The following is a 21,441-nucleotide window of genomic DNA, read 5'->3' as shown; positions in this document are numbered from 1 at the left end:
GACGGAAGAGGTGAAATCTCACAATGTGATTTTGCAAATGACTCGCAATTTCATGGCGGAGGAGCGAGATGTGCGGTTCTGAAATGTGTCGTCCGATCAAGGCCGGGTCGGGACGGCGGCGCAAGCTGTGGGAACTGGAGCGGCAATGGCATTGCTCGGTGGTCGGCACCTGCCTGACCATGGCCGATCTGCGGCGTATCATCGCCAAGACCAGGGTCAGCATGGAAGCCGATGTGACCGACTATCACATCCACGGCTTCTTCGTGACCCGTGCCGGCGAGAACGGTATCCATGCCAAGTTGATGCAGAAGATCATGGACCAGCGCTTCCTCGTCACCATCAACCGCTTCGGGCGGGCGAAGACGGAAGAGGAATTACGCAGCCTGTGGGACGAGCACGAGGCGCGCGGCGAGGTGTCGGGGGCCTATTGGGCGCTGGTGACCCATCCCGCCGCGCCCCTGGACCTGCTGGAGCATGTCTTCGGGCAGGTGCACATGCTTTCCCATCTTTCCGGCGCCTCGCATCGCGGCGACTTGCGGCGGACGGTGGAACTGGAAGCACGGGTGGCCGAGCTGGAACAGCGCCTGACCCAGGAACGCGCCGCCGCGCGCGCGGAGATCGCCCGCCGCGACGAGGACCTGGGCGAACTGCGCAACAATCTGGCCGTGGCGAGCATCCAGCAGGGCCGGGTGGAGGCGCTGGAAGCCCGGCTGGCGGAACTGGAGGACGGCAGCGCCCTGCGCAAGGCCGAGAACGAGGCTGCGACCCTGCGCCGCGCCCTGTCGCGGGCGGAAGGGCGGATCGCCCGCGCCGAGGCCCGGCTGGTCGAGCGGGAGGCGGAACTGACGGCCCTGCGCGAGACCAGCCGCTGCTACCGCGACGACGTGGAGCGCATGCGCTGCGACAAGGCGGCGATGATGCGCGAATTGGCGGAATTCGCCCGCCACCAGATTCCGCCCGCCGAACAGCGCCCCGATCTGGGCGGGTCCTGCCTGCTCTATGTGGGGGGGAGGGACCATCTGGTGCCCCATATGCGGGCCATGGCCGAACGCTGCAACGGCCAGTTCGTCCATCACGACGGCGGCGTGGAGTCAGGCGTGGCGGCGCTCAGCGGGGCGCTGGAAAGGGCCGATGCCATCTTCTGCCCGGTCGATTGCGTCAGTCATGAGGCTGTCAACCGCATCAAACGCGCCTGCGAACGCTGCTCCAAGCCCTTCATTCCCCTACGCAGTTCCGGCCTGTCCGCTTTCAGCCAAGCGTTGCGCAGCCTGCCCAAGGAAGCAAGGCTGGAGCGCTGATCCCTCTACTCCGGCCGAAGCATCCCGGCCGTCGGCGTGACGCGCCCTTGCCAGGATGGAAGACGTTCTAGACGGCTTCTTCCTGGCAGGCATCCCAACGGGCGTTGAGGACCAGTTTGCTGACATCGCTGCGCGGGCGGGCGAAGTAATAGCCCTGGCCGTAATTCACCCCGGCCTCGCGTAGCAAGCGGATGGACTGACGGTCTTCGACTCTTTCGCCGACGGTCTTGATGCCCAGGTCATGGCACAGCGCGGCCATGGCCTTCAGAAAGGCCGAGGCGCGGCTGCTGCCGAGTGCTTCCTGGATGTAGCTGCCGTCGATCTTGACGTAATCCACCTCCAGCGCCCGCAGATACTGGAAAGCGGCGGCACCGGCGCCGAAATCGTCCAGGCAGACCGCGCAGCCCAGCTTGCGCAGCATCGTCAAGGCGGCGTTGGCCGCCGGAAGGTCGGTGATTTCCGAACTTTCCGTGATCTCGAACATCAGCCGGGGCAGGAGGTCGCTTTCTCGTTTCAGCAGGGACAGCAGGTCGGCCAGGAAGGCGGAAGACGCGATGGAGCGACCGGACAGATTGACGGCGATGCTGTCGGTGGGCCGCACCACCGCATTCTGGCGCAGGACCTGAAGAGCCTTGCGGCAGGCCACCATGTCCAGCTCGCTGACCACGCCCACATCCTCGGCGAAGGAGACGATGCGCGAGGGCAGGAAGACCTTGTTGTCCCGCAGGAAGCGCGCCAGGGCCTCATAATGATGGATGCGGAAATCGCCCAGGCTCACCACCGGCTGGAAAACGAAGACGAAGCGTTCGGAATGGATGGCATGGCGGAAGGAATTGACCCGCGCCAGCGTTTCCCCGACGGCTTGGCGGTAGCCGTCGGTCAGGCTGCCGATGGACAGGTTCTGGCCGCCCTGGGAGACGAATCGGTTGATGGTGTAGATGAGCGCCTTGGTGACATCCTGGGGGGTCAGCGATTCCGCCGTCATCTCCAGCGAGGCCGAGGAGACGGACAGCCGGGTCTCGGGGGACATCTTGCGGGCCATATCCTCGATATGGCTGTTGAAGTCCTCGTTCAGGGCCTCGTCTTCATGGATGATGCCGAACTTGCTGTCATCCAGCCGCCCGACCGATTCGCCCCCGACCGACCAAGCCTTGAGATAGCCTTCCACATTGTCGAGGAAGGCGCTGACCTGTTCCGGCTCCAGCCCGTCCCATTCGCCCTGGGACAGGTCGAGCAGGGTCATGGCATAGTCGTCCCCGACATCGAAGCTTTCCTTCAGCCGCTGCTCGACCATCTGTACGAAGCTGCCCGGGGTCTGGGGCGGGGCCAGGCTGTCGTCGAGGCCTGCGGCGGCGGCGGAGCCTTTCAGCTTGGCGATGGTCAGATGGACGAGCCCGCTGCGGTCGGGCAGCTGGATGCCGGAAAACAGCGACGGCACGGTGCTGCCGTCGCTGCGCAGGCCGGTCAGTTTTAGGCGGTCGAAACGGCCCCGCTTGCCAAGCCGCACCAGGGCTTCGCGCAAGGTGAAATGATCCTGGGGGGCGATCAGGGCGAACAGGTCCCGGCCGAGCATCTGGCTGTTGTCCAGGCCGAAGAGCGGCCTGGAAGCACCGGCGCAGAAAGTGATGCATCCGTCCGGGCCGACTTCGAGAAGAAGGTCAGCGCCTGCGAAAGCAAAGGCGACAAAGCGGTCGCGCTGGCGGCGGATGCTGTCCGTCATGGAAATCCTGATCTTGCCCGCAGAAAGGGTAGAGCGGCTGCCGACATTCCACAAGAGGTGTAAGGGCCGGTTTCGTATTTTGGCGAAGGTATTGATGAAAATGGAGAAAACCAGGACCTTGGGCCTAATTTTTTCGGTCTGGCGAAGGGAATGCCTCTAGACTGAAGAGCCGTTGCAATGTGCAAAAATAACGGTAATGATCCGGTTTCCGTACATTCCTGAAGGCAAATACAATGGGCATCGGCTTTGGTCTCCGGGCTGCAGCCGCTGATGGCGGTGGACTTCTCGGGTCGGTGCGTCGGCTTTTTCTACTGCTGGTTTGCGTCGTTTTGCTTTTGTTTGCCAGTTTCGCAGCCTGGAGTTTCCATCACTATCGCAGTGAAGCCTTTGCGGAGCTTGAGATTCTTTCGCATCTGGCAAGCGGCCACGCCGATCGCAGCTTGCAGGCCGCCGACATCATCCTGGAGGAAGCGGTTGCCTTGGCCGCGACGACGGACTGGAATGACCAGGGGGCCATCGATCACCTGGAGGAACGGCTGCGCGAACAGGCGAGCCGTCTGTCCGCCCGTCCCCGGCTCAGTGTCTGGGATGCACAGGGCGGGCTGCGGTTCAGCACGTCCAACTTGGCCCATCCCGATATGAGGGCGGAGCATCGCTCTTATTTCACGGCGCATAAAAGCGGCAATATCGGGCTTTTCTTCAGCGAATTGTTCATCGGCCAGTCCGGAAAGAGGCCGATTTTCGTCCTTAGCCGCCGCATCGACGGCCCGGCGGGAGAGTTCGCCGGTGTCGTGGCGGTCGCCGTGGACATGGAATTGCTGGCAGAGAGCTATAACGGCATCAAGTCGCGGCATGACCGCAGCGTGCTATGGCTGCGCGAGGACGGCCAGCCGCTGATGCGCGACCCGATGGAATACCTGGAAAAAATGGTCGGCCAGCCGCCCAGCCCCGCTAGCGAATGGGTAGTGACGCAGCAGCAAAGAGAAGGCCATGCGACCTGGCGTTCCATCTATGACGGAAAACTGCGGACCCTCGTCTACCGGAAAAGCAATGAATTCCCCCTTTACGTGCTGGTTTCGGTTTCCGAGATGGCCGTGGCCGCCGCCTGGGCGAAAAGCATCCTGCCGCTGGTCCTGTTCGGGCTGGCCTGTATCGCCAGCTTGCTCTGGCTGCGGCATTATGCATTGCGGTGGGCCAAGCGCGAGGAAGGCTATCTCGCCCTGCTGGCCGGCATGAACGACAGCCTGCAAAGCAGCAACAACGAACTGGAACAGCGCGTGGCCCGGCGGACGCGCGACCTGGAGGAGCAGTCCACGGCGCTGCTGCGGGCCCTGTCCGAGAAGGACAGCCTGCTGCGCGAGGTCAACCACCGCATCAAGAACAGCCTCCAGTTGGTTTGCAGCCTCCTGACCCTGCAAGGCTATAAATCCCAGGAGCCGGGCGTGCGCCATCAATTGGCGGAAGCGGTCTCGCGGGTCAGCGCCATTGCGCGCATGCATGAACGCCTGTACCTGACCGACAAGATCAAGGAAGTGGACCTGCCGGAATATCTTGGCGGCCTGCTTACCGATCTGGAACGTTCGACCGGCGACGGCGCCTTGTGGCAGGTGCGTTTCTCGCCGGTGCCCGCCCGTCTTTCGCCCGACCAGGCGGTACCCCTGGCCCTGCTGGTGAACGAACTCGTCACCAATGCCTTCAAATACGGCCGTCCCATCGACGGCAGTGAATGGCTGGTCCAGGTGGTGATGAGCCGTCCCGAGCCCGGAAAGCTGCAACTCGAGGTCTTCGATCCGGGGCCCGGCCTACCCGATCCGGACCTGCTGCACAAGGGCGGCAATCTGGGCATGCAATTGGTGCGCAGCCTGACGCGCCAGATCAACGGCACGGTCACCATCGGCGAGGGTCCGAGTTTCTCCCTGCGCATCATCCTGCCATGCCCGGAAGCGGAAGCCCCGGCGGATGCGGAAAAGGCGGATGCCTGACGTGGCGGTTCCGTCTCAGTCCTGGCGCGGAGGAGTGCCGGGATTGCGGAACTGATCGCGGCTTTGCCGGATGACCTGGCGCAGTTCCGCTGCGCAGACGGGCTTGACCAGGGACTGATGCCCGGCGTCGCGGATGGCTTCTTCCTGTTCATGATCGGCGGCCAGCACCACGGCGGGAACGCTTTCCCCGAACCGGACCCTTAAATCATCGAGGGCGCCCAGGGTGAAGGACGGGTGCTGCGGATTGAGGTCGAAGAGGATCACGTCCGGCGGGCGGGGCATCACGCTTGCGAGAGTGTGGGGATCGTCGCTTTCGATGACCGTGGCACCGGCTTCTTCCATCATGATGCGGGTCACGGTGCGAAGTTCGCGGTCGTGATCGAGAAGTCCCACGACGACGCCATCCAGGCTGGGGCCCCCGTCCCCTGAGGCCTCGGCGGGATCGGTCTGGGCCAGCGGCAGTTCGATGGCGAAGACGCTGCCCTTGCCGGGCGTGGAGCGGACATCCAGGGAATGGCCCAGCAGCCGCGACAGGCGCAGGACGATGGACAGGCCCAGCCCCAGTCCCCCGGCGGCAGCCGCCCCGTCCGGCCGTTGGACCTGATAGAATTCATCGAAGATGCGGTTCAGCTGTTCGGGGGCGATGCCCTCGCCGGTATCCCAGACCTCGACCCTGATGCGTTCGCCCCGCCTGCGGCAGCCGATGAGGATGCGGCCCGTGCGGGTATAGCGCACGGCATTGGTGATCAGGTTGCGCAGGATCCGCCCCAGCAGCACGGGGTCCGAGCGGATGACGGCGCCGCAGGGCATGACGCGCAGGCGCAGCCCCTTGCCTTCGGCTTCCAGGCGGTTCTGGTCGCCTATTTCGTGCAGCAGGGGGCCAAGCGTCAGGGCTACCGGCGAGGGCTCGATGGCCCCGGCTTCCAGGCGGGCGATGTCCAGCACGGAATTGAGGAGTTCTTCCGAGGACCGCAAGGCCTTGCCCATCATGTCGATCAGGCGGCGCTGATGGGGCGGCATCTCTTCCTGTTCCAGCACACCGGCGAACAATGTGGCGGCATGCAGCGGCTGGCGCAGGTCGTGGCTGGCGGCGGCGAAGAATCTGGATTTCAGGCGATTGGCGTTTTCGGCTTCCTGCTGCGCGGCCAGCAGGCGGATTTCGGCATTCTTGTAGGCGGTCAGGTCGGTCACGCTGCCGACGAATCCCGCGCTTCCCTCGCCGGGCATGATCTGCGGTATCGCTTCGACCAGGATCCAGCGGATGCTGCCGTCGGGGCGGAGAATGCGGTACTCGCCCTGGACAGGCTGCTGCGATCTGGTCGCCTCGACCCAGCGGGCCTCGACCTGGGGGCGGTCGTCGGGATGGATGGTGGACAGCCAGCGTTCCATCGGCAGGGTGGTGCTGTCCAGTCCGCCGATTTCCACGCAGCGCTGATTGAGGAAGAAGGTCCGGGCCTCGATATCGGTCCAGAAGATGCCGGTGGGGACGACGCGGGCCAGGGTCTGGTAGCGGCTTTCGCTCAGGGCCAGCGCCTCGTTGCGTTCGGCCAGCGCCTGGGTGATGCAGCGGAGGTCCCGCGTGTCGCGCTGGATGCGCAGCCATAACGCCGTGGCAAGGCCGCCGATCAGTGTCACGCCGATCAGCAATGGGGGCAGGGTGGCGCTCAGGAAGGCGCCGCCCGGCATTTCCATGGACCAGCTCAGTCCTCCCACCACCCTGCCATCGGGGTCGTACAGGGCCAGGAAGGGCTGGTCCCGGACCTCCTCGTCTTGAGTGCCCAGCAGGCGCATGTCGCGGAAGGTGGTCTCGATGCGCAGGAGGTCCGGGATCACGGCTGTTTCCACATCCTCGGCAAGGATCAATACGGCCCCGGTCGGGTGGACCGGTTCATCGCGATAACTGAACACGGCCGCTGCACTGGCGAGGAAGACCCGGTCTCCCAGGGGCAGGAAAGCGTCGACGGAATAGGGACGTTCGCCCGCGCGGTCGCGCGCGGCGGTGATCAGGGCGGCGAGAGAGGGATTGAGGGCCGGGTCGAGGTCGGCTTGCGGGGAAGCCCCGGACACCCAGGCCGGCGAGGAATCCTGGCCGATGAGGATCAGAAGGTCGGTCTGGGGCGTTTGCAGGGCATGCCGTCCCAGGTGCTTCGTCAGCCATATCTCATCATAGGGAGGCTGGGCGGTGGCATCGGCCAGGGCGTCCCACCAGGCGAAATCCAGGGTGCGCAGGCTGAGATTGTCCGAGATCGCCACGATCCGCGATTCCACCCTTTCCATCGCCATCTGGCGATGGATGGCGTCTTGGCTGGCGGCTGCATAGAAGACGAACAAGGCGACCAGCACCCCGACGGCGAGGATGAGCACCAGGGGCAGCACGGAAGTCGCACTACGGACTTTCCAGCTGTTGTCCTTTCCCCCATCGATCATCATGACTCCGGCAGTCGTCACCAAAGCTGGGCCAAGCTTCAAGGATACGGAGCGTTCCACACTGCATCAATGGCAGATGGAAGTGTAACCTGAATAGTTATCGGGGATATCCGCAGCGTCATTCTGAGTAATATTGTTTTTCTCTTTATATCTGCTGTTGTTTTTCGAGTTAAAATGGAGAGAAGGGAAAATAAGGCTGATATTAAGGGCGAGGTTGCCTCACTGAAGGGATGGCTTTCCGGCGCGAGAGGCGATGCCGGATATTGAAAGGGGAAAGGTGGGCGGACCGGAAGCACAATGTCCATGAATAAAATAGGTGCTTTACCACGGTTCGGCGCTATGATGCGGGCAACCCGTGGCGGCCATGGATCCGTTCGGTAGAAGTACGTAGGATGCTTCTGCTTGCCTCGGCGCATCTTGCGTCATAGCTTGCGTGGCTTGGCACGGTTTGTTCCACAAATTCCGGGCATCCGGAAGCGGAGCAGGGGGGGGACGTGCGCAAGATCATTGCCGTGGCAGAAACTGCTTTCCGGCGGGTGTTCGGGGACCTGCGAGTGTCGGAAGTCCGTGATCTGATTTTTCTCCGGGATCAATCGCCGCTCGTCCAGCGCCGACGGGCCGTCCTGGTTATCTCGCGCATCAGGATGGTGGCTGCGGTCTTCGCCATCCTCACCCCCCTCTGGATCCCGGTGGATATCCTTGTCTTCGACAAAGCCCTGGGGCTTTCCCTGGCGGCGTTACGGGTCTTGGCGACCCTGGCCTTCGCCGGAATCGCCTTGTCCTTCCGCGCCTCCGAGGATATGTGGGCGGCGCGGCGGGCGCTGGTGCTGCTGCTGGCGGTCCCCACCTGCTTCTTCCTGATCAGCCATCCCTTGCTGGCCCAGTTCGACATCGATGACCCGCTCCAGCAGGTCATCGCCGCAGGCTACGCTTTCCTGCCTTTCGTCATGGTGGCGGGACTGAGTGTCTTTCCCATCACGATGCTGGAAGGGGCGCTGCTTGCAACACCGCTTTGGCTTGCCAATCTGCTCATTGCAGGAACCGGCTATCAGCTGCTGACATTCGCCTCGCATCTGGGGGCGCTGTGGCTGTTGGCCCTGCTGGCGGTGGTGGCGACCTTGGCGGGAATGAGTCAGCTTCACTTCATGATGCAACTGGTCACGCAGGCTTCTCATGACGGGCTGACCCGCGCCTATACCCGGCGTACCGGGGAAGAGCTGCTGGACCTGCAATTCGCCCAGGCCCGGCGGACCGATACGCCGCTGGCCGTGGCCTTCATCGACCTGGACCATTTCAAGGCCATCAATGATTGCTACGGCCATGAAGAAGGAGACAACAGCCTGCGCGAAGCCGCCGCCGCCTTGCGCCGCATCCAGCGGCGGGGCGACATCCTGATCCGCTGGGGCGGCGAGGAATTCCTGCTGGTCCTACCCAATACCGATCTCGGCGGTGCCCGGATTGCCGTGGACCGCCTCTGCGCCGCCGGCTTGGGCAAACGTCCCGACGGCAAGCGCCAGACGGCCAGTATCGGCATCGCCGAACGCCTGGCCGATGGCTGCCGCGAATGGGACAGCCTGGTGGAGAAGGCCGATCACCGCATGTATGTGGCCAAGCAATCCGGCCGGGACCGGGTGGTCGCCAAAGACGAAATGGCCGCGCCGGTCGCGTGACGCAGGAGGTTCCTCCCTTCGACGCGGCGGTGGTGCTGGGCGCCAAGGTGTATCCGGACGGGACGCCCAGTCCCGCCTTGTTGCGGCGGATCGAGAAAGCCGAAGAGCTGTGGCGCCGGGGCAGGGTGGGCCATCTGCTGCTGTCGGGTGGGGTGGGGGAGCCGCCGTTCCGCGAAGCCTGTGTCATGCGCGATATCCTGCAGGCGCGGGGCCTGCCCGGGCCGATCCTGCTGACCGAGGAAACCTCCAGGAATACGCTGGACAATGCCCGCTTCTGCGCCAGGATACTGGCGGAGCAGGGCTGGCGGCGGGTGCTGCTGGTCACCGACGACTTCCATCTGCCCCGTGCCCTCTATGCCTTCCGCCGGTTCGGTATCGCGGCGCGGCCTTGCGCGGTCCGGTCGCCGGCGCCCTGGCGTCTTCCTTTCCTGCTGGCTTGCCTGCGCGAAGCGGTGGCCTTCCCAGTCTATCTGTGGCGCGTGGAACGGGCGCGCCGCAAAGGGTAAGGGGCGGAAGACGCACGCCTTCTTCCGCCCCCGTGCCGCCCGTCAGACGGAGGTAGCGGCGCCGCGCTTATGCATTTTGCGCAGCACGGCCTTCTCGGTCTCGACGGCCAGGAAGACGACCACCATCGCCACGCCGATCAGCGCCCAGGTGTCGCCCCTGATTCCGGTGGTGCCGAACAGCAGCTGCATGGGCGCCGCATAGGTCCACAGCAATTGCAGCACCACGACCACGGCGATCGCACCCAGGGCGATGCGGCTGCCGAACAGGCCGTTGGTGTTCAGCGCCGATTTCTCCAGGAAGCGGGTATTGATCAGATAGGCGATCTCGCAGAAGACCAGCGCATTGACGGCGGCGGTGCGGGCATATTCCAGCGAGGATCCGTCCTGAAGCTCCATCATCAGCATCCCGAAGGTGACGCCGACCAGCAGGACGGTCACGAAGAAGACGCGCCAGATCAGGAAGGGCGAGAGGATCGGCGCGCCCGGCTTGCGCGGCGGATGCTGCATCACGTCCGGTTCCGGCGGCTCGAAGGCCAGGGCCAGGGCCAGGGTGACGGCGGTGACCATGTTCACCCACAGGATCTGCACGGCGGTGATGGGCAGGGTAATGCCGAGCAGGATGGCGAGCACGATGGTGAAGCCCTGGCCGCCATTGGTCGGCAGGATGAAGGTGATCGCCTTGATGATATTGGCATAGACCGTACGGCCTTCCTCCACTGCATGGGAGATCGAGGCGAAATTGTCGTCGGCCAGCACCATCTCGGCGGCTTCCTTCGCCGCCTCGGTGCCGTTGATGCCCATGGCGACGCCGACATCGGCGCGTTTTAGGGCCGGAGCGTCGTTCACGCCGTCGCCGGTCATCGCCGCGACCTGCCCCGAGGCCTGCAGGGCCTTGACCAGGCGCAGCTTGTGTTCCGGGCTCATGCGGGCGAAGACGTCGACGTCGTTGACCACCTGGCGCAATTCCTCGTCCGACAGCTTCTCGACATCGCTGCCGGTCATGATCCGGTCGGTCTGGCGCAGGGCGAGCTGCTGGCCGATGGCGCGGGCCGTCAGGCCGTGGTCGCCGGTGATCATCTTGACGCGGATACCGGCTTCATGGCAGCGGGCGACGGCACGAATGGCTTCCTCGCGCGGCGGGTCGGCGATGCCGAACAGGCCGAGCAGGATCATCTCTCCTTCCACATCGGCGAAGGCCAAGTCCACATGCTCCGTGGTGGTGTGGCGCACCGCCAGGGCCAGGGCCCGTTGCCCGCGCGAGGCGATGTCTTCGATCCGTTCCTGCCAGTATTCCATGTCCAGCGGCGCTTCGCCGCCGTCGTTCAGGCGCTGCCAGGAACTCATGCGCAGGATGACCTCGGGCGCCCCCTTGACGAAGATATAGCCCTTGCCGTCATGGTCGTGATGGAGGGTCGCCATGAAGCGGTGCTCGGATTCGAACGGAATGCTGTCGGTGCGCGGCAGGTTCTTGGCCTGGAAGCCCAGGTCCATCCCCGCCTTGGCGGCGACGGCGAGAAGCGCGCCTTCGGTGGGGTCGCCGTCCACGCTCCAGACGCCGTCACGCTGGGACAGCTCGGAATCGGCGCAAAGGGCGGCACCTTGGGCCAGTTCGCGCAAGACCGGCATGTTCTCGCAGGTGATTTCCCTGCCTTCGACGGTGAAGCCGCCTTCCGGCGCATAGCCGGTGCCGGATACGTCGATCATGGACTGGGCGGTGGCGATGACCTGCACCGTCATTTCGTTGCGGGTCAGGGTGCCGGTCTTGTCCGAGCAGATGACGGTGACGCTGCCCAATGTCTCGACGGCGGGCAGGCGGCGGATGATAGCGTTGCGTCCGGCCATGCGCTGCACGCCGATCGCCAGGGTGATGGTCAGGATGGCGGGCAGGCCCTCGGGGATGGCGGCGACGGCCAAGCCAACCACGCTGAGGAACAGGTCGGACAGAGGTACGTCATGGACGATCGCCCCGAAGGCGAAGGTGATGCCCGACAGGACCAGGATGGCAAGCGTCAGCCAGCGGCCGAATTGCCCGATCTGGCGCAGCAGCGGCGTCTGCAGCACCTCGACATCGGCAATCATGGTGCTGATGCGCCCGATCTCGGTATTCTCGGCGGTCGCCACCACCAGGCCGCGCCCCTGGCCGTAGGTCACCAGGGTTCCGGCATAGGCCATGGCCGAGCGGTCGCCCAAGGCCGCCGATTCGTCGACCGGCCGGGCGTGCTTTTCCACGGCCACGGATTCGCCCGTCAGGGCTGCTTCCTGGATTTGCAGGGTCTTGACGTCGAAGAGCCGCAGGTCGGCCGGGACCTTGTCGCCCGATTGCAGCAGCACCACGTCGCCTGGCACCAGGCTTTCGGCGGGCACGACCTGCCGCTTGCCGCCGCGCAGCACCATGGCCTGGGGCGAGAGCATGTTGCGGATGGCATCCAGCGCCTTTTCCGCCTTGCCCTCCTGGATGAAGCCGATCAGGGCGTTGATCACCACCACGCCCAGGATGACGCCGGCATCGATCCAGTGCTGCAAAAGGGCCGTGGCGACGCCGGCGGCCAGCAGCACATAGATCAGCACGTTATGGAATTGCAGCATGAAGCGCATGAATGCACTGCGCTGCTTCGGCGGGCGCAGGCGATTGGGGCCGAAACGTTCCAGCCGGTTTTGCGCCTCGCTTTCCTCAAGACCGTCGGGTTGGGCTTCGACCCGTTTCAGCACCTCCTCGACAGGAAGTGCGTGCCAGGGCTTTGGCTCTATGACGGACATGCGGCGTCTCCCAAGCTATCCTTATAAGCGTTGGGGATATAGTGACCAAACTTCGCAACTGCGAAAAGGAAAATAGGACGAAAAAAATATGGCAGGCTATTCGCCTTATTCGCACGCCCGCCCTTTGGCCGGTTCGCCGCCGCTGGACAGGTTATGGGCGGAATTGATCAGGCCGACATGGGAAAAGGCCTGCGGAAAGTTGCCGACCTGGCGCTTCAGCCTGGGCTCGTATTCCTCGGCCAGCAGGCCGAGATCGTTGCGCAGGGACAGCAGGTGCTCGAACAATTCCTCGGCTTCCTCGCGCCGCCCCTGGAGGACCAGGTTGTCCACCATCCAGAAGGAACAGGCGATGAAGGTACCTTCGTCGCCAGGCAGGCCGTCCACGTTTTCGTCGGGCGTATAGCGCAGGATCAGCCCATCCTCGCATAATTCGTCCTTGATGGCGTTGACGGTATTGACCACGCGCTCGTCGTCATGGGGCAGGAATCCGATCAGCGGGATCATCAGCAGCGAGGCGTCCAGCTGGTGGCCGCCATAGAACCAGGTGAAGGCCTTCCTGTCGGGATTGTAGCCCTTCTTGCAGACATCCCGGTGGATGCGGTCGCGCAGCATGCGCCACCGGTCCACCGGCCCGTCCTTGCCGAAGCGTTCCACCGCCTTGACCGCGCGGTCGTAGGCGACCCAGCACAGGATCTTGGAATGGGTGAAGTCGCGTTTCGGGCCGCGCACTTCCCACAGGCCCTCGTCGGGCTCCTCCCAGCGTTGTTCCAGGAAATCGAGCATGGTCTTCTGCACGTCCCAGGCCTCGTCATGGGGATGCAGGCCCATCTTTCGCGCCACATGGAAGACGTCCATCACCTCGCCATAGACGTCGAGCTGCATCTGCGGATGGGCGTCGTTGCCGATGCGGACCGGGCGTGATTCCTCGTAGCCGCTGAGCCAGGAAAGCTCGACCTCGTGCAGCCGCCGCTCGCCGCCGACGCCATACATGATCTGCAACTGCTCGGGCTTTCCGGCCACGGCGCGCAACAGCCATTCCCGCCATTCCATGGCTTCCTGACGGAAGCCGGTGACCAGCAGCGAATAAAGGGTGAAGGTGGCGTCGCGCAGCCAGCAATAGCGGTAATCCCAGTTGCGCACGCCGCCGATCTTTTCCGGCAGCGAGGTGGTGGCGGCGGCGACGATGCCGCCGGTGGGGCTGTAGGTCAGTCCCTTCAGCGTGACCAGCGAGCGCACCACCGCCTCCTTCCACTTGCCGCGATAGGTGCATTGGTCGGCCCAGTTCCGCCACCAGCTTTCCGTTTCCTCCAATTCCCGAAAGGGATCGCTGGGGGTGGGCAGGGGGCGGTAGGAGGGATACCAGATCATGCGAAAGGGCAGGCTTTTCCCGGCCTCGATCACGAATTCCGAGCGGATGCGCGAGCCTTCGCCCTCGAACTCGACGGGCATGCACATGCGGATACCGTCCGGCCCGGCAAAGGCGTGCAGGCCGCATTCGTCGCGCCGCAGCCAGGGCACCACAAGGCCGTAATCGAAGCGGAAGACCAGGTCCAGGCGCATATGCACCTTGCCGCGCCGTCCTTCGACGATGCGCACCAATTCGCGCCGGTCGCGGTCGGTGGGGCGGGGCATGAAATCGATGACGGCGACCACGCCTTCGTCGGTTTCGTATTCCGTTTCCAGGATCAGGGTGCTGTCGCGGTAGCGGCGTCTGGTCCTGCGGATTTTATCGCTGGGCGCGATCAGCCAGCGGCCGTTGTCCAGTGTGCCCAGCAGGGAACAAAAAATGGCCGGTGAATCGAAACGCGGCATGCAGAGCCAGTCGATCGAGCCATTCTTGCAGACCAGCGCGGTCGTGTAGGTGTTTCCGATCAGCGCGTAGTCTTCGATCCTCGCCGTCATCGCCGTCTCCGCTGCTTCCGGGCCGATGTCCTTAAGCTGGGGACAGGGGCCCGGATTGTCAGCGGTTTATTCGGCGTAAGTGCTTGCCGTGAAGCGGAACCAGTCGGACCAGTCCGACCCGTCATGGGCGCGGACATACAGCGCGTCGCTGCCCGGCGCGCTGCCGGCCCGCCACCAGGTTTCGGCCAGTTCCGAGGGAGAAAGCTGCACCGCCTTGGCGGCCGGTTGGTATTGGCCATGGGCATAGAGGCGCCCACTGTCGCTTGCGCTGGTGGCGCCCCAAAGCTGCCATGCGGTGATGCTGTCGCCGTCGGCATCCGAGGCGGAAAGCTTGCCGCCGATCCGGGTCCAGCTTCCCACTTCGCTGGAGAAATTCTCGCCGGAGGCGACGGGGGGCGTATTCTGCTTGGCGCTGACGCTGAATTTGCTCCAGGCGCTCCAGTCGCTGCCGTCCCAGGCCCGCACCCACAAGGAATTGGCCGTACCGGGCACGCCGGCGGTGAAGTAGACGTCGGCCAGGCTGTCGGCATCGACCAGGATATTGGCCTTTTCCGCCTGGGCCGCGCCATTGATCACGATGCGGCCGTTTCCTGGCGTGGCGTCCCAGAAGGTGTAATGGGTGATGGCATCGCCGTCGGCATCCTTGACGCTGAACCGATCCGCCAGCGGAAGGGAGGTACCTGCCTTGACCGTCGCATCGGTGGCGGTGACCGTCGGCGGCGTGTTCTTCTGCGCCGAGACCTTGAACGAGGTCCAGGCGCTCCATTCCGTGCCGTCCCAGGCACGGGCCCATAGGGAATCGGCGCTGCCGCCGGTTCCGGCGATATAGGCGACCGTATCCAGGGCCGAACTCGGGACGGTGATGGCGGTCTTCTCAGCTTGGCGGATGCCGTTGACGGCGATGTGGCCGTTGCCCGAGGTGGCATCCCAGAAGGACCAATGGGTGATCATGTCGCCATCTGCGTCATGGGCTGAGACGATGCCGCCCAGTTTCAGCGAAGCCCCGGCCTTGACCGTCTGGTCCGAAGCGCTGACCACCGGCGCCCGGTTGGCCTGCTGGAGCGGAACCGGAATGCTGGTATCGGCGAAGCGCAGAGTGTCGATCTGGTACAGCAGGTTGGTCCCGTCCCGTCCGTTGTTCAGATGCTCGACCCGCAGGCCGTCATTGGCGACATGGGTCAGGCGGTATTCGGCGCGGCTGCCCGAGAAGATGGCGGTGTTGGTGCCCGAGCCGCCGATCAGGATATCGTTGCCGCCGCCGCCCGAGAGGATGTTGTTGCCCGCACCGCCTTCCAGCCGGTTATCGGCATCGTTGCCGATCAGGATGTCGTCGCCGGACCCGCCTATGGCATTCTCGATGACCACGCCATAGGCGATGGTCAGGTTGCTGGTGCCGTCATAGCTCGGCTGGACCGGGGCGTTGTACCAACTCGGCAGCAGGTCGCGGGGGCTATCATGCTGGCCGATGCTGCTGAAGCTGCCGGGGCGCAGGTCGATCAGGCTGGGTCGGCTGAAATTGCTGGTGTCGATCGTGTCGTTGCCGCCGCCATCCCAGAGGGTCATGAAGAACGGGCGGTCCTCGAAACGGTAGATGTCGTCGCCCGCGCGGGTTTTGGTATTCGCCCCGTACAGGTGCTGGATCGCCGCCACGTCGTAGAGCATGGGCGTTTCCGGCTCGAGATGGTACCAGGTGTATTTGTAGCTGCGGCTGGTGCCCTCGACACTGACCATCAGGGAATCGGGCGCGGCATTGTAGGACATGACGGAATAGAGCTTGTTGTCCTCGATGCCGGGCAGGAAAGGGCCGGTATCCGACGCGGAATAGGCGCCCGGATGCTTCAGTCCCAAGGCATGGCCGATCTCATGGATCAGCGTCTGGTAACCATGCGATCCCGGCGTCAGGGTCTGGTTGCCTTCGCTGTGGCTGATCCAGACGTCGCCGCCGCGCGGATTGCCCAGCCAGCGCGAGCCGTTGTCGGCGGTATAATCGACGCTGGGATAGTAGGCATAGCCCGCGCCTTCGAAGGGGGCGGTGCCGAAGCGCATCTGCCCGCCATTCCCCGTGTCCGGGACTTCGACGAAGGTGATGTTGGCAATGTCTTCGTAAAGCTCCAGCACCGTGCGGACGGCCTGCTTCTGGGCTTCGCTCATCGGGGCGAAACCTGCGAACTCTCCTGAATCGTAGTAGCCCGGGACCCGATCCATGAAGCTGTAGCTTATGGTGACGGGACTGCCCGCCGGCTGTCCCGCATTCCAGCGCATGTGGTCTGCGGGGAGGAGGGCTTGGATGAAATATTCGGCCATGGCGCTACCTGCGAATCCGGGGAGAGCGGAAGCGCAGTAAACTATTGTCCGAAAGTTACGAAGCTGTGTTCGTGGGTTGTGTCAAATATGAGGCAAGTTTTGGCAGTGTATGGATAGGTCTATGCAAATAAACCTATGGTTAATTTCCTCTATTTAAAAATAGTTAACATAAGGTTATCGATATATAGTTTAGTTCTATCTGTCTGATGGGATAGGGTGGTATATCTCTCACGTCCAAGTTTCATTAAATCGCTACTTCTGGACTCGAATCTTCCCGTATGGTCGCAGACCTATAGGGTTACACGTGCAACGGGAGGGTTCATGCTTACGCATTCTGCCGACCTTAGGACTACTCTTCTCGAACAGGCCGCTGCCCAAAGGGCAGCGGTCCAGGCACAAGCCGAGGCCGCCCGGGCCGCGGCACAGGAGCAGAGGCAGGCAACCTTGGATCATGCCGCAGAAGTCCGTGAAGCCCGGACGGCCGACGAGGAAACGGGGGAAACCGAGTCGGGCTACAACCAGATCACCGGTTCCGGGGTCATTCTCGGCACGGCCGGACCCGATAGCATCACAACCGTCGATGACCAGCCCCCTCATGTGAATATCGGCTTCCGCATCGAGGCCGGAGGCGGGGCCGACATCATCGACACCACGGTCGGGGGGCGCGACGTCAACGAGATCTACACCCATTACGGCCTGTCCGAAGGCAGCGACACGATGGTCGGCGGCACCGATGCCGACACGGTCTATCTCGGCGCCCGCGATCACACGATCTGGGCGGGTATGGGCGATCACATCGAAGTGGTCGGTGAATTGGCGGGCTGGAACACGGTCAATCTCTATGGCGATGTCAGTGCCCTGGATGCCAGCGATTGGCAGGGCATCAGCGTCATCCGCCAGCATGCCGAAAGCCGGACGGCGGTCGATCTGCGCGGGCCGGATTCGGGCAATGCCGGGAATGACGGAACCGGCGTCCACCTTTCCGCCCATGTCGCCGGTTCGGCGGTCCATGGCGGCGCTGGTGGCGACGACATCACCATCCGCAGCGGCGTCGATGCTTTCGGCGGCGGCGGGGATGACCGGATCAACATGGGCGACGGTTTCCTGTCCGGCGTCACCGTTGATGGCGGCACCGGCTACGATACGCTGTTCCTGGCCTATCCCAGCACGCAGCCGCGCGTGACCGAACTGGCCGAGAATGTGCGGCTGACGAATATCGAGGAAATCAGCGGCGGCGGCGGCAACGGCTTCATCGCCTTCGCCGAGAATTTCGTCGCTGATCACCAGGGCGAAAGCGAGGTCATGCTCAATCTGGGCGGAACCAATTGGGGCGGCGACGACAGCTTCATGGAGCTGAAATTCGACAGCCGCCTGGGCCAGGCGGCGGAATTCGACGAAGCCACCAACAGCCTGCGGCTGACGGATACGGACAGCACGATCTGGCTGAATTTCGACACCAGCGGCGGCGCCACCGCCTTTTCCCTGACCGACATGGCAAGCCAGGAAGCGCAGACTTTCTGGATCGCGTGAGGATGCGGCGGGGGCAAGTCCCCCGCCTATTCCGAATAAGCGATGGTCGTGATCAGTCCCAGTTCCGCCTGGCGGGAATCCAGGCGGGTATGCTGGCAGACGATGGGCTGGTCGGACTCGATGAGGCTGGCATAATCGGTATCGCGCGGCACCGGTTCCGGGTCCTGCAATTCGTTGAAGCGCAGATGCATTGTCCGCTTGGCCGGAACGGTGACGCGATAGGGGCCGACGGGGTCGCGATCGGTGAAATAGAGGGTAATCCTCACCTGCGCATCGGTCTCGCCAGCATTGAGCATGCAGATTGTTTCATGGCTGGTCATCGCGGGTTCGGGGCCGGTGCTTTCGCCAGGGATATAACCCTCGGCGATGGCCCAGAGACGGCGTCCGATGGCGGGCATGGCAGTCTCCTTCTTCTTCTCAAATGTCACGGTTATGCAGGGCCATCCGGAGGACCTGTGCGGAATGCAGTGCTTGGCGGCCGGTGGCGCCTGCGATCTGTTCGCGGCAGGAAAAACCGTCGCTGATGATCAGGGTGGAGTCGTCGGCCTGGCGCACCGCAGGCAGCAGCACCCGTTCCCCCGCCTGCATGGCGACGCCGTAATGGGACTTCTCGAAGCCGAAGGACCCGGCCATGCCGCAGCAGCCCGAGTCCAGCTTGTGCCAGTCCAGCCTCATGGCATCGAGCAGATCCTCGTCATGGGCATAGCCGAAGACGGCATGGTGATGGCAATGGAGATGGAGCAGGGCGCGGCGTTCCAGCACAGGCGGCGCATAGCCCCGCCTGATCAGGAAATCCGCCAGGGTCCGGGTGCGTTCGGCGATGCGCGCCGCCCGTTCGTCATCGGGAAAGAGGTCCGGCAATTCGTCATGCAGGGCCGACAGGCAGGCCGGTTCGGGACCGACGATGGCCGCGCCGTCCTCGATCAGCGGCGCCAGTTCGTCCATCACCTGGCGCAGGTTTCGCCGTGCCAAATCCAGCATGCCCCAGGCGTAAAGGGGACGTCCGCAGCAGAGGGGACGCCTGGGCACGACGACGCGGAAGCCCGCATCTTCCAGCACTTCGGCGGTGGCCATGGCCACGTCGGTATGGAAATGATTGGTGAAGGTATCGACGAACAGGATCACCGGCGGGCAATGGGCATTGCGCGCCGCCCGCCGTTTCCAGCGCTGGCGGAAGGTCTGCGCTGCATAGCACGGCATCGCGCGTTCCGGGGCGATGCCGCCGATCGCCTTGACCATTCCCGCCAAGGCCGGGGTCTGAAGAATGAGGTTGCTGAGGCCCGGGAACAGCGAGGCGAGGCGCGACCACCAGAAGATCAGCCCCATGGAATAGGCCTCCCTGGGGCGCAGACGGCCCTTGTAGTAATGATGCTGGAACTCCGCCTTGTAGGTCGCCATGTCCACATTGACCGGGCAATCGCGCTTGCAGCCCTTGCAGGACAGGCAGAGGTCCAGCGCCTCGTGGACGGCTTCAGAGCGCCAGCCTTCCTCCTTCAGTGCGCCATGCATCATCTCGAACAGCAGATGAGAGCGGCCCCGCGTGCTGTGCATTTCTTCCCGCGTAACCATGTAGCTGGGACACATCACCCCGCCTTCCTTGCGCCGGCATTGGCCGACGCCGACGCAGCGCATGCTGGCATGGCCGAAACTGCCGCCATCCTCGGAGAAGGCGAAGGCGGTCGGGGGCTTGGCCGGCTTGAAACCTTCGCCGAGGCGCAGATGTTCGGTGCGGGAATAGGGCGAGACGATGCGGCCCGGATTCATCCGGTTCAGCGGGTCCCATAGAGTCTTGAAATCGCGGAAGGCCTTGATCAGTTCCGGGCCGAACATCCTGGGCAGCAATTCCGCGCGCGAGATACCGTCGCCATGCTCGCCCGACAGCGAGCCGCCATATTTCAGGACCAGGTCGGCGGCCTGTTCGGTGAAGCGGCGATATTTTCCGATCCCCTCTTGCGTGGTCAGGTCGAAGGGGATGCGGACATGGACGCAGCCATCGCCGAAATGACCGTAGAGCGAGCAGGGATAGCCGTAGCGTTCCAGCAAGGTGCGGAAATCGCGCAGGTAAGCGCCGAGACGGGCGGGCGGGACGGCGGCGTCCTCCCAGCCCTCCCAGGTATCGGGATGGCCGGGGACGAAGGCGGTGGCGCCCAGACCCGCTTCGCGGATGGTCCAGATGTCTTCCTGTTCGGTGGGGTCCTCGAACAGTTTCATCTCCGGCGGGTCGGTTTCCCGGCGCAGGGTGTCCATGCAGGCCCGGGCCTTGTCCTCGGCCTCTTCCGGGCTGTCGCCGCCGAATTCCGCCAGCAGCCAGCCTTTTCCACGGGGCAGGGCGTCGAGCATCTCCACATGGATGTTCTTGCGCCGCATGTATTCCGTCAGCGGGGCATCCATCCCTTCCAGCCCCACCGGCCCGAAACCCAGGATGCGCAGGACATGGTCACCGGCATGGTAGACATCGGGATAGCCCAGCACCAGCAGCACGCGGTGGGGCGGGCGGGGGATCAGGTTGACCTCGGCTGAAAGGATCGTGACGCAGGTGCCTTCGCTGCCGACCAAAGCGCGGGCGAGGTTGAAGCCGTTCTCGGGCAGCAGGGCATCGAGATTGTAGCCCGAAACCAGGCGCGGAATCTTCGGATAGCATGCGCGGATCAGACCGGCATAACTGTCGCGCAGGTGCTTCAGCCCGGCATAGATTTCGCCGCGCCGTCCCCCCAGGGCGATCAGGCGGTCCAGTTCCTCTTCCGGCGTCGGGCCGACGCGCAGGCGCAGGCCGTCATAGGTCAGCACCTCCATGCTTTGCACATTGTCGGCGACACGTCCGGCCATGATGGAATGCACGCCGCAGGAATTGTTGCCGATCATGCCGCCCAGGCCGCAGCGGCTATGGGTCGAGGGATCGGGGCCGAAGGTCAAGCCATGGGGTTGGGCCTCGTCCCGCAGCGAATCGAGCACGCAGCCCGGTTCGACGCGGGCTAGGCGCTTTTGCGGATCGACCGAGAGGACGCGGTTGAAATATTTCGAGCAATCCAGGATCACGGCGGCATTGCAGCTCTGACCGGCCAGGCTGGTGCCGCCCGCGCGGGCCAGGATGGGCACGCCATGATCGCGGCAGACGGCAATGGCCTCGATCAGGTCGCGCTCCGTTCTCGGCAGCACCACACCGATGGGAATTTGCCGGTAATTGGAGGAATCGGTGGCGTAGAGGGCACGCGCGCCCGTATCGAAGCGGACTTCGCCCGAGACGCGCCGGGCCAGGTCACGGGCCAGCGACTGCGAAGCCTCGGCCGAGAGGGAAACAGGCTTGGGCTGGGGCAGGCGCGCCATGTCTCTCCTTCTCGATCGGGA

The 21,441-nt window shown here is 64.1% G+C and carries 12 protein-coding genes; 5 read left to right on the top strand and 7 right to left on the bottom strand.

Going from position 1 to position 21,441, the window contains the following annotated elements:
* The first annotated feature begins 68 nt into the window (after nucleotides 1-68).
* Nucleotides 69-1,298: a DUF2325 domain-containing protein gene (locus tag EPD66_RS24600; RefSeq protein ID WP_142848442.1), complete on the top strand. Its 1,230-nt coding sequence runs from the start codon at nucleotides 69-71 to the stop codon at nucleotides 1,296-1,298.
* A gap of 67 nt (nucleotides 1,299-1,365) precedes the next feature.
* Here EPD66_RS24600 and EPD66_RS10400 read toward each other — a convergent pair whose 3' ends face one another.
* On the bottom strand, nucleotides 1,366-3,018 hold the full coding sequence (locus EPD66_RS10400) for an EAL domain-containing protein (protein WP_142848441.1): 1,653 nt from the start codon (nucleotides 3,016-3,018) through the stop codon (nucleotides 1,366-1,368).
* 440 nt (nucleotides 3,019-3,458) lie between these two features.
* On the opposite strand from EPD66_RS10400, the gene EPD66_RS10395 reads away from it, so the two are divergent.
* Nucleotides 3,459-5,000: a sensor histidine kinase gene (locus EPD66_RS10395; protein ID WP_185961353.1), complete on the top strand. Its 1,542-nt coding sequence runs from the start codon at nucleotides 3,459-3,461 to the stop codon at nucleotides 4,998-5,000.
* Between the two features lie 15 nt (nucleotides 5,001-5,015).
* Here EPD66_RS10395 and EPD66_RS10390 read toward each other — a convergent pair whose 3' ends face one another.
* Nucleotides 5,016-7,430: an ATP-binding protein gene (locus EPD66_RS10390; protein WP_142848439.1), complete on the bottom strand. Its 2,415-nt coding sequence runs from the start codon at nucleotides 7,428-7,430 to the stop codon at nucleotides 5,016-5,018.
* Nucleotides 7,431-7,921: 491 nt separating this feature from the next.
* Between EPD66_RS10390 and EPD66_RS10385 the strand changes: the two genes are divergently transcribed.
* Nucleotides 7,922-9,097: a diguanylate cyclase gene (locus EPD66_RS10385; RefSeq protein ID WP_255448441.1), complete on the top strand. Its 1,176-nt coding sequence runs from the start codon at nucleotides 7,922-7,924 to the stop codon at nucleotides 9,095-9,097.
* Complete coding sequence (locus tag EPD66_RS10380; RefSeq protein WP_185961351.1) at nucleotides 9,094-9,603, top strand: YdcF family protein; 510 nt, start codon at nucleotides 9,094-9,096, stop codon at nucleotides 9,601-9,603. Before EPD66_RS10385 ends, EPD66_RS10380 begins: the two co-directional genes overlap by 4 nt.
* A gap of 42 nt (nucleotides 9,604-9,645) precedes the next feature.
* Here the strand turns inward: EPD66_RS10380 and EPD66_RS10375 are convergent, their stop codons facing one another.
* The 3 genes from EPD66_RS10375 to EPD66_RS10365 form a co-directional block, all read right to left on the bottom strand.
* The gene (locus EPD66_RS10375) at nucleotides 9,646-12,360 is read right to left on the bottom strand and encodes a cation-transporting P-type ATPase (protein WP_142848437.1); all 2,715 of its coding nucleotides are present in this window, start codon (nucleotides 12,358-12,360) and stop codon (nucleotides 9,646-9,648) included.
* 105 nt (nucleotides 12,361-12,465) lie between these two features.
* A complete protein-coding gene (locus EPD66_RS10370) occupies nucleotides 12,466-14,262 on the bottom strand; it encodes a glycoside hydrolase family 15 protein (protein WP_142848436.1) in 1,797 nt (598 codons plus the stop codon).
* A gap of 66 nt (nucleotides 14,263-14,328) precedes the next feature.
* The gene (locus tag EPD66_RS10365; protein WP_185961350.1) at nucleotides 14,329-16,413 is read right to left on the bottom strand and encodes a M10 family metallopeptidase C-terminal domain-containing protein; all 2,085 of its coding nucleotides are present in this window, start codon (nucleotides 16,411-16,413) and stop codon (nucleotides 14,329-14,331) included.
* A gap of 597 nt (nucleotides 16,414-17,010) precedes the next feature.
* Between EPD66_RS10365 and EPD66_RS10360 the strand changes: the two genes are divergently transcribed.
* Nucleotides 17,011-18,096, top strand: coding sequence for a hypothetical protein (locus tag EPD66_RS10360; RefSeq protein ID WP_142848434.1), 1,086 nt, complete (start codon nucleotides 17,011-17,013; stop codon nucleotides 18,094-18,096).
* A 26-nt stretch (nucleotides 18,097-18,122) separates the two neighbouring features.
* On the opposite strand, the gene EPD66_RS10355 is transcribed toward EPD66_RS10360, so the two are convergent.
* Nucleotides 18,123-18,494, bottom strand: a complete 372-nt coding sequence (locus EPD66_RS10355; RefSeq protein ID WP_142848433.1) for a sensory rhodopsin transducer — start codon at nucleotides 18,492-18,494, stop codon at nucleotides 18,123-18,125.
* A 19-nt stretch (nucleotides 18,495-18,513) separates the two neighbouring features.
* The gene (locus tag EPD66_RS10350; RefSeq protein ID WP_142848432.1) at nucleotides 18,514-21,420 is read right to left on the bottom strand and encodes an FAD-binding and (Fe-S)-binding domain-containing protein; all 2,907 of its coding nucleotides are present in this window, start codon (nucleotides 21,418-21,420) and stop codon (nucleotides 18,514-18,516) included.
* Nucleotides 21,421-21,441 lie beyond the last annotated feature (21 nt).

Source organism: Telmatospirillum sp. J64-1 (assembly GCF_006980715.1).
Lineage (GTDB): Bacteria > Pseudomonadota > Alphaproteobacteria > Rhodospirillales > Magnetospirillaceae > Oleiliquidispirillum > Oleiliquidispirillum nitrogeniifigens.
This window is presented reverse-complemented; position numbering and strand designations above follow the sequence as displayed.